11 protein-coding genes are annotated in these 12919 nt (G+C 44.6%); 5 read left to right on the plus strand and 6 right to left on the minus strand.

What is annotated here, in order from left to right; all coding sequences use genetic code 11:
• Positions 1-4 precede the first annotated feature (4 nt).
• Positions 5-2074, minus strand: a complete 2070-nt coding sequence (gene metG / locus L0659_RS01475; protein ID WP_235123758.1) for a methionine--tRNA ligase — start codon at positions 2072-2074, stop codon at positions 5-7.
• 142 nt (positions 2075-2216) lie between these two features.
• Between metG and L0659_RS01480 the strand changes: the two genes are divergently transcribed.
• The 3 genes from L0659_RS01480 to L0659_RS01490 all read left to right on the plus strand — a co-directional run bounded on the left by L0659_RS01480 (position 2217) and on the right by L0659_RS01490 (position 5577).
• Positions 2217-2969, plus strand: a complete 753-nt coding sequence (locus L0659_RS01480) for a hypothetical protein (RefSeq protein WP_235123759.1) — start codon at positions 2217-2219, stop codon at positions 2967-2969.
• Between the two features lie 125 nt (positions 2970-3094).
• Positions 3095-4093, plus strand: coding sequence for an SDR family NAD(P)-dependent oxidoreductase (locus tag L0659_RS01485; protein ID WP_235123760.1), 999 nt, complete (start codon positions 3095-3097; stop codon positions 4091-4093).
• A 77-nt stretch (positions 4094-4170) separates the two neighbouring features.
• Positions 4171-5577, plus strand: coding sequence for a lipopolysaccharide assembly protein LapB (locus tag L0659_RS01490; protein ID WP_235123761.1), 1407 nt, complete (start codon positions 4171-4173; stop codon positions 5575-5577).
• A 1-nt stretch (position 5578) separates the two neighbouring features.
• Here L0659_RS01490 and L0659_RS01495 read toward each other — a convergent pair whose 3' ends face one another.
• Entirely contained in the window at positions 5579-6697 is a 1119-nt protein-coding gene (locus tag L0659_RS01495) for a glycosyltransferase family 1 protein (protein ID WP_235123762.1), read from the minus strand.
• Positions 6698-6788: 91 nt separating this feature from the next.
• Here L0659_RS01495 and L0659_RS01500 point away from each other — a divergent pair, with 91 nt between their 5' ends.
• Positions 6789-8081, plus strand: coding sequence for a pitrilysin family protein (locus L0659_RS01500; RefSeq protein WP_235123763.1), 1293 nt, complete (start codon positions 6789-6791; stop codon positions 8079-8081).
• Here the strand turns inward: L0659_RS01500 and L0659_RS01505 are convergent.
• The gene (locus tag L0659_RS01505; protein ID WP_235123764.1) at positions 8078-9334 is read right to left on the minus strand and encodes a pitrilysin family protein; all 1257 of its coding nucleotides are present in this window, start codon (positions 9332-9334) and stop codon (positions 8078-8080) included. The two genes, L0659_RS01500 and L0659_RS01505, sit on opposite strands and share 4 nt — an antisense overlap.
• Positions 9335-9478: 144 nt before the next feature.
• Between L0659_RS01505 and L0659_RS01510 the strand changes: the two genes are divergently transcribed.
• Complete coding sequence (locus L0659_RS01510) at positions 9479-10594, plus strand: lipopolysaccharide assembly protein LapB (RefSeq protein WP_235123765.1); 1116 nt, start codon at positions 9479-9481, stop codon at positions 10592-10594.
• A gap of 6 nt (positions 10595-10600) precedes the next feature.
• Here L0659_RS01510 and L0659_RS01515 read toward each other — a convergent pair whose 3' ends face one another.
• From L0659_RS01515 to L0659_RS01525, 3 genes are read right to left on the minus strand one after another with little or no spacing between them, the layout of a single operon-like run.
• Entirely contained in the window at positions 10601-11734 is a 1134-nt protein-coding gene (locus L0659_RS01515) for an amidohydrolase family protein (RefSeq protein WP_235123766.1), read from the minus strand.
• A 25-nt stretch (positions 11735-11759) separates the two neighbouring features.
• Positions 11760-12269 (minus strand): 2-C-methyl-D-erythritol 2,4-cyclodiphosphate synthase, encoded by a 510-nt coding sequence (gene ispF, locus L0659_RS01520; protein ID WP_235123767.1) that lies wholly within the window; start codon positions 12267-12269, stop codon positions 11760-11762.
• 52 nt (positions 12270-12321) lie between these two features.
• A complete protein-coding gene (locus tag L0659_RS01525) occupies positions 12322-12834 on the minus strand; it encodes a hypothetical protein (RefSeq protein WP_235123768.1) in 513 nt (170 codons plus the stop codon).
• Between the last annotated feature and the right edge of the window lie 85 nt (positions 12835-12919).

The raw sequence follows: 12919 nt of genomic DNA on the forward strand, positions 1-12919 counted from the left end.
ATTATTAATTTACTGTCCCGCCGTTCCACACTTCTTTTCCGGGCTGTACAAAAGCCAGGCTTCCGTCCCGGTCTTCGGCCATCAGGATCATTCCGTGACTTTCCAGCCCCATCATCTTTCTCGGCGCAAGGTTTGCCAGATATAATACTTTTTTGCCAACCACTTCTTCCGCTGAAAAGTGCTCTGAGATCCCGCTAAGGACAGTTCGCTGTTCAGTGCCGATGTCTACGAGCAGTTTGAGCAGTTTTTTGCTTTTCGGAACGTTCTCCGCAGCGACGATTGTAGCGACACGAATATCCATTTTTCCAAAATCATCATATTGAATCTCCGGCTTGATTGCCGTGACCGTTTTTCCTTCCAGCTCGTTCATTCGTTTTGCGTCGTGCAGTTTCTGAATTTGTTTTTCAATGACATGGTCTTCAATTTTCTCGAATAACAGTTTCGCTTCCAGAACAGCCTGTCCGGAAGACAGCAGATCCGGGTTTCCAGCATTTTCCCAGGCTGTATCGGTCATTCCCAGTTGCTCCTGGATTTTCGCAGCTGTAAAAGGAAGCACGGGCTCAGACACAATGGATAATGTTGCTGAAATTTGTAATGCAATGTTCAAGATCGTGTTAACGCGTTCAGGATCAGTCTTAATGGCATGCCAGGGCTGCGTTTCTGCGAGATATTTGTTTCCTGATCTTGCTAAGTCCATGATCAATGTAAGCGCTTCACGGAACCGGTAAGTTTCCAGGGATTCTGCAATGCGCGCCGGGAATTCAGAAAGGTCTTTCAAAGCGATCTCGTCAATTTCCTGCAATGCGCCTCTTGCGGGCACTTTGCTGTCACAGAATTTTTGGGTTAAAACAATGGCCCTGTTAATGAAATTGCCGTAAATACCAACGAGCTCGCTGTTATTTCTGGTCTGGAAATCTTTCCAGGTGAATTCGCTGTCTTTGGTTTCAGGCGCATTGGCCGTAAGCACATAACGCAGCACATCCTGCTTATTGGGAAGCTCTTCCAGATATTCATGAAGCCACACGGCCCAGTTTCTTGAAGTGGAAATTTTATCGCCTTCCAGGTTCATAAACTCGTTTGCAGGTACATTATCCGGCAAAATATAGTTGCCTTCCGCCATCAGCATAGCAGGGAAAATGATGCAATGGAAAACAATGTTGTCTTTACCTATAAAATGCACCAGCTTCGTCTCCTCGCCAGGGGTGGTCGGTTGCCACCATTGCTTCCAGCCCTCGTCCGTTCCGTTTTTTTGGATCAGCCAATCTTTTGTAGCTGAAATGTATCCGATAGGTGCTTCAAACCACACGTATAAAACCTTTCCGTCCGTATCAGGAAGCGGTACTTTGATTCCCCAATCGAGGTCGCGGGTCATGGCGCGGGGTTTTAGTCCGTCTTTTAACCAGGATTGGCATTGTCCGAAAACATTTGTTTTCCACTCGCTGTGGCTGTTGATGTAGCTTTCAATGTCAGGTTGCATGGTGTCCAAAGGCAAATACCAGTTTTTGGTCGCCTTCAAAATCGGTTTTGCGCCGGATAGCATTGATCGCGGATCTTTCAGTTCCAGCGGGCTTAATGTTGAGCCGCAACGTTCGCACTGGTCGCCGTAGGCATTTGGATTTGCGCAAACCGGGCATGTTCCGACAATGTATCGGTCGGCCAGGAATTGTTCGGCCGTTTCGTCAAAATATTGCTCGGTTGTTTCTTCAACGAAAACATTCTTATCGAACAGGTCTTTGAAAATTTCCTGCGAGGTTTCATGATGGACCGCCTTGCTCGTCCTGGAATATATATCGAACGAAATGCCCAGTTCTTTAAAGGAAGCGTCGATTTGCGCATAATATTTATCAACGACCTGCTGCGGCGTTAGGCCTTCTTTTTTCGCACGAATCGTAATGGGAACGCCATGCTCATCGGTTCCGCTGATAAAAGCAACATCTTTCCCTTTGGAGCGCAGGTAACGAACGTATATATCTGCCGGTATGTAACATCCGGCCAAATGACCAATGTGTATAGGGCCATTGGCATAGATCAGCGCGGCGGTAACAGTATATCGTTTTGGATCGGGAATGGGCATCTTTGAAATTCAGGTAATATAAATAAGATTCTAAAACGTAAAATTAGTAAAAACGCTTTCAGAACCGGGACTTTGAGAAAGTGTAAATAAAATTTTATAACTTCAAGTGTTAACGCTTGTTCCACCATTTACCATTAACAAGATGACGACATACATATACAAAAGGCTTTTTGTGCTCTCTCTGGCTGTGCTGGCAGCGTTCGGATGTGCTGACAATCAGGATGATTATCTTAAAAAGGCAGAAAGACAGTATCATTTTACAAAAGCAGTAACCGAAGATGATGCATTATTCCCAACCTATTCCCTGGCGGAAAACGGGAAGATCACTAGGGAGCTGGTCAAATCAGAACGTCAGTTAAAAGAAAGGCTAACCGAAATGGCGCCGATCCAGTTGCCGGCAGAGAATGCGCCACTGACAGACGATCAGAAGGATGGGATTTTGAGAACGTATAAAAGCTTTTTGCGAAGCCACCGGGAAGATGCGTTGCTGATCAGGCACGTTCGGAACAGATACGCAAGAGTGATCTTGGAAGATGGTGATGTGATCAACTCAGACGACTATGCTTTAATTGCCTTTTTAACCAAAGAACTGATCGACTCCAAATGCGGCCGTTTTGCACTCATTATGGAAGGGATTAATAAAGTTAAAGGCCATGTTGCAGACAATGAATATAGCTTGCTGGTTGGTGATTTTAAGAACCAAATTTTGACAAGCCTGGATTTGCATAAGCAAGCGCAGGCAGCCTTACCCGGGTTGATTCAAAAAGTGAAAGACAGTCCCGAAACGACCGGAGAACTCCGAAAGGATTTTATGATTGCATTGTATGAAAAAGACGATCTTTCTCCCAGGATCGAAAAGCTTGAAAAATATCTGCTCGAAGCAGAACGCCTTTAAAATATCAGTTTTCAGAATGACATTCCCTTTCCTGATCTCGCGATTTGGGAAGGGTTTTTTGTTGTTATGCAGTGAATTCATTTTTTTACAGCCAACTTTGACCTTCACATTCTGTTTAATAAAATATGAAAGTGCTCATTACTGGTGCCACGGGGTTGGTTGGAAGTGCTACGGCGAAGAAGTTTGTTTCCGAAAATCATGAAGTTTTTGCATTGGCACGGCCTGACTCCGACCGGAGCCTGCTCGCTGACATTGCAGCAGAAATAACATGGGTGGAAGGCGATATTCTTGATCTCAGTGCTTTGGAAAGGGCGATGGAAAACATGGATATGGTTGTGCATACGGCCGCAGTGGTTTCCTTTATTCCAAAAGAGCGGAAGGCCATGTACAAAGTGAATGTGGAGGGAACGGCGAATGTGGTGAATGTTTGCCTTAAATATAAGATCGGAAAACTTTGTCATGTGAGCAGCATTGCGGCAATCGGCAGGCCTGATGCGCGAAAAACCCTTCCCGGAAAGGACGTTATTCTTGATGAAAGCCAACGCTGGGAAGATTCTCCGGAGAATTCTGAATATGCCAAAACCAAACATTTGGCCGAACTTGAAGTCTGGCGCGGGATTGCGGAAGGGCTTAATGCGGTGATTGTCAACCCCACATTGATACTGGGCGAAGGGGATTGGAGTAAAAGCAGCACGCAGATTTTTGGTTACATTTTTAAAGAAAAACCATTTTATACAGAGGGGATCGCCAATTACGTGGACGTGAAGGACGTCGCCGACATTATATTTCAGCTTTTGCTATCGGATATCTCCGGAGAGAGATTTTTGCTGAATGGTGGGAGCATTTCTTATCAGAATTTGTTCAATACTATCGCAGATGCCATGCACAAGAAGCGGCCTACATTTAAAGTGGGCGCCGGACTGGCTGGAATTATTTGGCGGTTCGAGGCGGTAAGGACGTGGTTACTAGGAACAAAGCCGCTAATTACCAAGGAAACGGCCAAATCTGCGGCCAGAAAGATCAGTTATGACAATGGAAAAATCCGAAAAGCATTGAATTTTCAGTTTCAGCCCATTGAGCGAACGGTTGCCAGGGTGAGTGAAAGTTTGCTTGGCAAGATTTGAATTACGATAATTTATTTTATAACTTTCTTTAATTAATTAGTGGTGCGTTAGCCCTCAAATCTAACCTGACGGTCCGTATGATGGAGAAAAATTTTGGGGAAAGAAAGGATTATATGAAAGAAACATTGCTCAGGTTTGAAAGAATGCTTAAAACGAGTGAGCCGGTTTTTTTTGATTTGGATACTTACGAAAAAGTAACGGTTCACTACATTGAAAAAGGAGATTGGGATAAGGCTTTTAAAGCTTGTGAGTTAGGATTGTCGGATTATCCTTATTCGCTGGATCTTTTGCTGAATATGGTGCAGCTGCATGCCAATCGCGGCGAACATGAGCTGGCCATGGAAATCCTCGAAAGAGCTTCCCTTTTTCATCCCGGCGACATTGAAATTTCGTTCATGCAGGTTGCCATTTCCAATATGATGGGAGAGTTTGAAGAGGCCATTGAGGTTTTGGAAAATCTGTTGCAACGTGTTGAAGATCAGGATGAAATATATTTTCAAATAGGGCAGACTTACCAGAATTGGGGCAAATATGACGAGGCGATCAAGTTCTATAAAAAGTCGCTCCGCAATAACCTGAATAACGAAAGCGCGCTGTATGAGCTTGCACATTGCCTGGATTTGGTAGGGCAGCTGGAAAGTCATCTGGATTATTATAATGAGCTCGTCGATCGCGATCCGTTTTCGCATCATGCCTGGTATAATTTGGGCATCGCATTCAGCAAGCTCGAACGTTACGAGGATGCAGTGAATGCTTACGAATATGCAACATTGGTGAAGGAAGATTTCGCTTCGGCATTCTTCCAGCTGGGCAATTCGTACATGAACCTGGAAAAGTTCGAAGACGCCAAAGAGCAATATCTGAAAGCCATTGAACTCGAAGGGGAGCAGCCGGAAACATGCTGCTGCCTGGGCACTTGCTATGAAAAACTGGGGCAATTTGAAACAGCCATCAAATATTACCGGCAGACTGTTAAGCTGGATAAGCAATGGGATGACGGCTGGTATGGATTGGGAATTTGTTTCAGTGAGCTTGGGCGCTGGTATGAAGCCGTTGGATTTTTGCGTAAGGCCATTCAGATCACAGAGTTAAATCCCGATTACTGGCTTGCACTTGCTGAAACAGAATTCAAAGTGGGTAATGTTATTTCAGCATTTGAAGCATTCGAAAAAGCAGCGGAAATCGAGCCTTCGAATCCTGATATCTGGCTGAAATGGTCTCACGTGTTGTTTGAACAAGGCAATTACTTGCGCGCTTGTGACCTGTTGCAAGCAGCCATCGATGAAATGCCCGAGGAAGCCGATCTCTATTATAGAATGGCAGTTTACCAGATTCACGGAGGTACGTATCGTGAAGCATTATTAAACCTGGAAACCGCATTAACGCTCGATTACGACGCGCATGTGCAGCTTTTCGATTTTTTCCCGGATCTGGAAAAACAAAAAGCATTGTTCCGGATCATTGAACAATACAGAGAGAAATAATTTAGCGGAGATTTTGGTATAAATCCACAAGCTGACGAGCAATATTTTCACCGGAAAACCTGCTAATGTGCTGTTTTCCGGCTTCTACAAGTTGTTTTCTTAAAGCGGCATCAGTTATCAGTTTATTCAGCTGATGGCTGATGTCTTCTTTTTGATAAGGATCTGCATACAGTCCACCCGGGCCACCCGCTTCTTCCAGGCAGGAGCCTTTCGCTGCCAAAACCGGGGTTCCACTGTGTAATGCTTCCAGAATCGGAATTCCAAAACCTTCGTAAATTGAGATGTAGGCAAATATTTCAGCGGCCTGATATAGTGCTGGCAAATCCTCTGTAGGGACATTATGAAGGATTTTCACCTTCTCTTCGAGGTTAAATTTTTGAATGCATTCCAAAATTCTGGGCGTGTAACTCGTTGGTTTTCCCACCAGAACAAGCTGAAAATCATTGCCGGCAACATTCGCAAATGCTTCTACCAACCTGTGCTGATTTTTACGTTCTTCCAATGTTCCTACACAAAGAATGTACGGACCCTGAATGTTATATAACTGCTTGATCTCTTCTATTTTATCTTGTTCACCTCGCTGTTTGAAAATCGGATTGCAATCCTGATAAACAACCTGGATCTTCTTATCATCAACATGATAGAGTTGTACCAAATCACGCTTTGTTTGCTCGCTAATGGCAATAACCGAGTCGGCGCGGCGGCATGCGGATTGGAATTTATGTCTGTAAATAAGCCGGTCAACGGGTTTGAACAAATGCGGAAGCCGTTCGAAAATCAAATCGTGAATGGTCACAACAGACTTAATGCCAGCCTGTTGCAATCCTTGCGGAAGTTCGTTGCTTAATCCATGAAAAACATCAATCTTATCTGCTTTCAGCTGATGGGTTATGGATGCGTAACGCCAGTACGCCGAGAGTTTTTTGTCCAGGAATGTCTGGGGAAGCCGAATGTTGTTTTCAGGGAAAGCAGTAAAAAGTTTTGCCTTGTTTTTGGGCGTGTAGGCGAAGTAGGTTTGTGCTTTTTCATTTGTCTGGAGCGCATCGAGCACAAATCGGGTGTAATTTCCGAGTCCGGTTTTATTGGCAAAAGCTCTTTTGGCATCAAATCCAACGCGCATAACTGGTGCTTTTCAAGGGTTTCAGAGCAAAAGTCTGTAATTTTGTGGATACCACCGAAAATTATTGGTGCCTATTTTGTGTTCAAAAGGAATGAAGAGAGATAACGTCCGTAAACAGGGTAACCCCAAATCCACCACACTACCAATCACAGAAGATTATCATTTACATACGCTTGCCAATGGGATCCGCATTGCTCACAAGCAGGTCCCTTATACGCAAATCGCGCATTGCGGCATCATGCTCGATATCGGAAGTCGCGATGAGCTGGCGCATCAGCAAGGCCTGGCCCATTTCTGGGAACATATGGCTTTTAAAGGAACCGAAAAACGAAGTTCTTACCACATTATCAACAGGTTAGAGAATGTAGGCGGTGAGCTGAACGCTTATACGACCAAGGAAAAAATCTGTTTTCACGCTTCGGTCCTGGACGATCATTTCGATAAAGCCATGGATTTGCTTGCGGATATAACATTCCATTCCATTTTCCCTGAAAAGCAGATCGAGCGCGAGCGGAATGTGATTTTGGAGGAAATGTCAATGTACATTGATTCTCCCGAAGACGCTATCCAGGACGATTTTGACCAGCTTATCTTCCCGGATCACGCATTGGGAAATAATATATTAGGCACGACCGAGACCGTCAGTTCGTTTGGCAAAGCGGATTTAATGCAATTTATCAACGACAACATTGATACAGAGCGCATTGTCGTTTCCTCGGTAAGCCGTTTGCCTTTTTCAAAAGTGATTCGCGTTGCCGAAAAATATCTGGGCAACATTCCGCACCGCAAAACTTCCAGGATCAGGCAGGCGCCACTCGCGTATGTGCCTGTGAGTCAGCAAAAAGAACGATCGATTTCCCAGGCGCAATGTGCGATGGGCCAGCCGGCATACCCTTTGTTGGACGACAGAAGATTGTCGTTTTTTATGTTGGTTAATTTGTTGGGCGGGCCGGGAATGAATTCCAGGTTTAACCTTTCATTGCGCGAGAAATACGGTTTTGTTTACTCTATCGAAGGGAATTACACGCCTTACCTGGACACAGGTTTTATGGGAATTTTCTTTGGTACAGAACAAAAACAACTCACGAAAAGCATTTCCCTGATCCATAAGGAGCTCAAAAGAATCCGGGAAGTTCCTTTGTCGGTTCTGCAACTGCATCAAACCAAAGTGCAGCTGATGGGGCAACTGGCTATGTCTGAGGAAAGTAACATGAGTTTTATGTTAATGATGGCCAAAAGCCTGCTGGACACCGGCCGCGTGGATTCGCTTCCGGAGATCTTCACAGAAATTGAGCAAATCACCGCACTTCAATTGCAGGACATTGCACAGGAAATGTTTAAAGAAGAGAATTTCAGTTATCTGACTTTCCTGCCGGAGGATTAATTGGCCACAGCCTGCTTATCTTCTGCACGATAATATAATGTGGAAGCATTTTCGGGCCTGAGCACCGATTTTGCCGCTTTGTGGATATCCTCGGAAGTAAGGTTTCTGATAATTTCCGCATCTTCATTGGCCCAGTCTACATTTCCGGCATTGGCCGCAAAAGCCAGGTTCATGGCACGGTTCAGCAGCTCCACTTCCGAAAAAGCCAGTGAAGCTTCCGACTGGTTTTTTACTTTGGTCACCTCATCATCATTAGCACCATTCGCTACAATTTCGCTAAGTATTTCAGTCACAGCGGCATCAGCCTCGTCCAATGTAACATTTGGATTGAGATTTCCTTTAATTAAAAGTAAACCGGGATCCAGGGACGAAGTAACGCTAGCGCTGATGCTGTTAAAGATCGATCTTTCCTTCAAAAGACTTTGATACAAACGGGACGATTTTCCACGTCCCAGAATATCACTCAGCAAGTCTGTCGCATAGAAGCCATTTTCATATCTGCCCGGCATGTGATACACTTTGATCAAGGAATTCAGTGGAACGGCTGCTGAGATTTCCAGATGTCGGGCTTCATTCTGTAATGGTTCTTGCGGAAGGTTGCGCACATAAGGCGCGCCCGGAGGAATGTCACCGAACCATTTGCTGACCAGTTCCCGAACCTGTGCAGTTTTTATGGCACCGGCAACGACCATTACTGCATTATTCGGGCGGTAAAACCGAAAGAAAAAGTCCTGAACATCATCCATTGTTGCCCTTTCAATATGGTCAATGTCCTTACCGATTGTTGCCCAGCGATAAGGATGCTGCTTGTAAGCCAATGGTCTTAATTTCAGCCACATATCACCGTAGGGCTGGTTCAGGTAACGCTGTTTGAATTCTTCGATAACGACTTTTCGCTGCACTTCCAGCACATTGGGATCAAAAGAAAGGCTCATCATTCTATCCGATTCGAGCCAAAAAGCCGTTTCTATATTGTCTGCGGGCAGTGTAATGTAGTAATTGGTGATGTCGGGCGAAGTGAAAGCATTGTTTTCGCCACCGACATTCTGGACTGGAATATCGTAGCTGGGAATGTTTTTGGATCCGCCGAACATCAGGTGTTCAAACAAATGTGCAAATCCCGTCCGCTCTTCATCCTCGTCCCGTGAACCAACATTGTACAAGATATTTACGGCAGCCATTGGTGTTGAAAAATCTTCATGAACAAAAACTTTCAAGCCATTATCCAGGGTAAACTGCTCGTAACGAATCATAATATCAATGAGTAAAATAATTTTTAAAAGAACCGTCCAAATAAAGCTTTGGAACAGAAACCCGGCATCTTGTTTTAGGGTTATTAACAAAGCTAATGTTCCGGTGCGGTTCCACCAAACCATTTTGAGTTTATAGTAATTGCCATGCAAAATACCCTTCGGTTTCTTTTCATATTTATATTGACACTTTGTTCGCTTTCTGCACCTGCACAACTTCTGAATGATCCGGCATCGTTAAAAAATGTTCAGAACAGCCTGGACAAAATTTACAATTACGAGTTTGAGGAGGCGGAAGTTTTTATGCATCAGGTTCAAAAAAAGTATCCTAATCACCCTGTTTCATACATTCTGGATTCGTTTGTGCTCTTCTGGAAACATTTGCCGATCAAGGATAACCCAGCAAAATCCAAGGAATATATTCACAAGCTGGACCAATGCCTTGACGCTATTAATAAGAAATACGGGAAAAACAGCCTGGATCCCGAAGCGGTTTTTTACACAATGGTTGCGCGTGGTTATATGGCCATGATGTACAATTATAAGGGTGAAATGATGAATGCAGCGGGGGAGGGCAAGAAGGCGTATAATGCATTCGTTGAAGGCCTGAAACTGATCAATAAGAACCCGGAATTTTACTTCACTTCGGGCATGTATAACTATTATGTTGAAGTATATCCTGAGGAACATTCAATGGTGAAGCCGCTGATGCTCTTCTTTAAAAGCGGTGATAAAGCGTTGGGATTGAAACAAATAGACAATGCAACCAAAGTCGGGACGATCACGCGTGCGGAGGCTAATTTTTATATTTCACACATTTACCTTAAATACGAGTCAAGACCGGACAAGGCCGTTTACTACACCGATAAGCTCGTTGATCTGTATCCCAGAAACCCGCTTTTTTTGATGAAAAACATCGAATCGCTGCTCTTGGCAGCGAAGTATGAGCAGGCGGATAAGGAACTGGCGTCGTTGAAGAAAAATACGCACGGCTTTTATCCTGTGGCCTGGCGCACTTTCCAGGGTTTGATGGATGAGAAGCATGATAAAGACGACGCTGCTGCTCAGCGCGAATATTTGCTTGCCTTGAAAACGCCGCATGACGATCAATACACCAAAGAATATCATGCAATGGCCTACGCCGGCCTGGCAAGGATTGCAGCACGTGCCGGGAACAAAGGGAAAGCCAAAGATTATTACAAAAAATGCCTCGGAAAAGCTGAGTACAGGTCGCTGATCAAGGAAGCGAAATCCTTTAAATGAGAAGGGTTACTTAGGGAAAAGACTTTTATCCAAGCCAGGAATGATCCGCAAAGCATTTTTATAATAAAGCTTTTTCAGAACCTCATCAGACAGCCCCATCCCGTACATTCTCCAAAATGCATGGTATTTTTTGTGGTAAGGAAAATATTCATCCTCTGTTTCCAAAACCCTGAAATAAGTTGCGTATTCGGCTGGCACCCAGCTGTCTTTACCAAATAATACACGGTCCTGATATTTATCAAAAAACTGCTTAGCTGCTCTTGGCTGACGGCCCAACTCTGCGATAACAGCGCCGATTTCCACATACATGTTTGGAAAAACGACCATTAAGCTGTCCAGTTTTTTCAAATTATTCGGATACCAGCCCATGTGCGCATTGATGAATGTCGTTTTTGGGTTACTCTTGAAAATGTAATGTTGCTCCGCGATCAGCGAATCGAATGGCACAGGATCTTTTGCACCTCGCCTGCGGTTTGGGTGGGTTTTCAGTTCAAGCCAGCGCTCATTGTAGCGATCCATCGGGTCCCAGAATGAAGGCACATCGGCAGTGTGGATCAGCACTGGGATTCCCAGGTCGCCGCATTTTTTCCAAACGGGTTGCAACCGCGGATCACTCACTGCGACTCGGTTTCCTTTATCATCCTTAATGCCGCTAAAACCAAGACTTTTGTATATTTTCAATCCTTTTGCACCCATTTTTACATCCGCTTCCAGCTGCGCAACGGCCTTAGCCGACCAGTCTTTCTCACCAAAGCCTTTAAATTGAAGGTTGGTGAACACGGCGATGCGTTTAGGCTCATTCTTGGCCACATTTTCCAGTGAACCTTTCAGCGTAGCCGTCCCTTCTTCCCATTCCTGCGACCAACCGCGTCCGCTCAAATTGACCATTATACCCATATTCAGCGCGTCCATTTCTTTTGTCAGCGCTTTCAGATCCTGCGTAGGCATCTGATATTGGTGATTATGTACGTCGATGAACGGGAATTTGGCTTTCTTGATAATGTGCTCTTCTACTTTCAATGTAGAAACCGGGTCATACTCCTCAAATCCAAGCGGTTGTGTAATCTGGCCGCCTTCCTGGGCGCATGCAATGAATGTAAAGCCAATAGTAACGGTAAGGGCAAGGAGAATTTTTTTCATGAAGGCGTTTTTCAGGGGTTTGATTTTATAAATCCTGCTTAAAAGGAAGGACATCAGGTAAATATATCAGGGCTACGCAATGGGCGGCAATTCCTTCTTCGCGGCCTACGAATCCTAAATGTTCGGAAGTGGTTGCTTTAATGGAAATGTTTTCTTCCGGAATCCGGGTGACAGAGGAAAGGCACGTTTTCATTTCCGGAATGTGCGGATTGAGCTTTGGATTTTGCAGAACGATCGTAACATCCACATTGCCTACTTCAAAGCCTTTTTCGCGGATCATTTCCAGAACTTTGGCTAATAAAATTTTGCTGTCGACCCCCTTCCATTGCGGATCTTTATCGGAGAAATGGTAACCAATGTTTCGCATGTTCGCAGCTCCCAGCATTGCGTCGCACATGACGTGGCAAACAACATCGGCATCTGAATGGCCCTTTGCGCCGTGCGAATGCGGGATCAGGATCCCTCCCAGCCAAAATGGCCTGCCTTCCACCAACTGATGCACATCATAACCCTGGCCAACGCGAAACGGAAACATGTATTTATTTTAGAGATTGAGGAACGTAGTAATTTGGCGGTTTTTTGAAGAGTTACCTGGCTTTCAGTACATTGACATCCTGCCGCAGCAAAACCATTTCGTCGTGCATTCTGGCGAATTGTTTGTCGGTCCGGTCAAAGCCATTTACCATTGCTTCCAGCAGGCTGGCAAACATCTGCTTTGTTGCCATGTTTTCTTTCAGGTAAGCAACGTCTTCTTTTACGACTGTAACATCATCTTTTAATACCGCGACATCTTCTTTTAGGACCGCGACACCTTCTTTTAGGACCGCAACATCTTCTTTTAGGACTGCAACATCGCCTTTTAGGACCGCAACATCTTCTTTTAAGACTGCAATGTCGCCTTTCATGATTGTGCCATCGCTCTTCAAGACTTCAATGTCATTTGAATTCCTCCAGACCAAATTATTTAGGTCATTCACACTTCTAATCAGGACATTTTGGCCGTGTTTCAGATCGAACTGTCCCGATTCAAGTCGGTCAAGGCGGATCAGGTTTTCTGACATTAATTCTTCGAGGATGCTAATTCTCTCTCTCTCTTTCATATGATATCATAGTATGTTTATTTTTCAAATATAAACAAACAAGCCGGAAGATCACGATGTGAGTTCCGGCTTGTTTTATGAATGT

It is taken from the genome of Dyadobacter sp. CY347 (assembly GCF_021502655.1).
Classification (GTDB): Bacteria; Bacteroidota; Bacteroidia; order Cytophagales; family Spirosomataceae; genus Dyadobacter.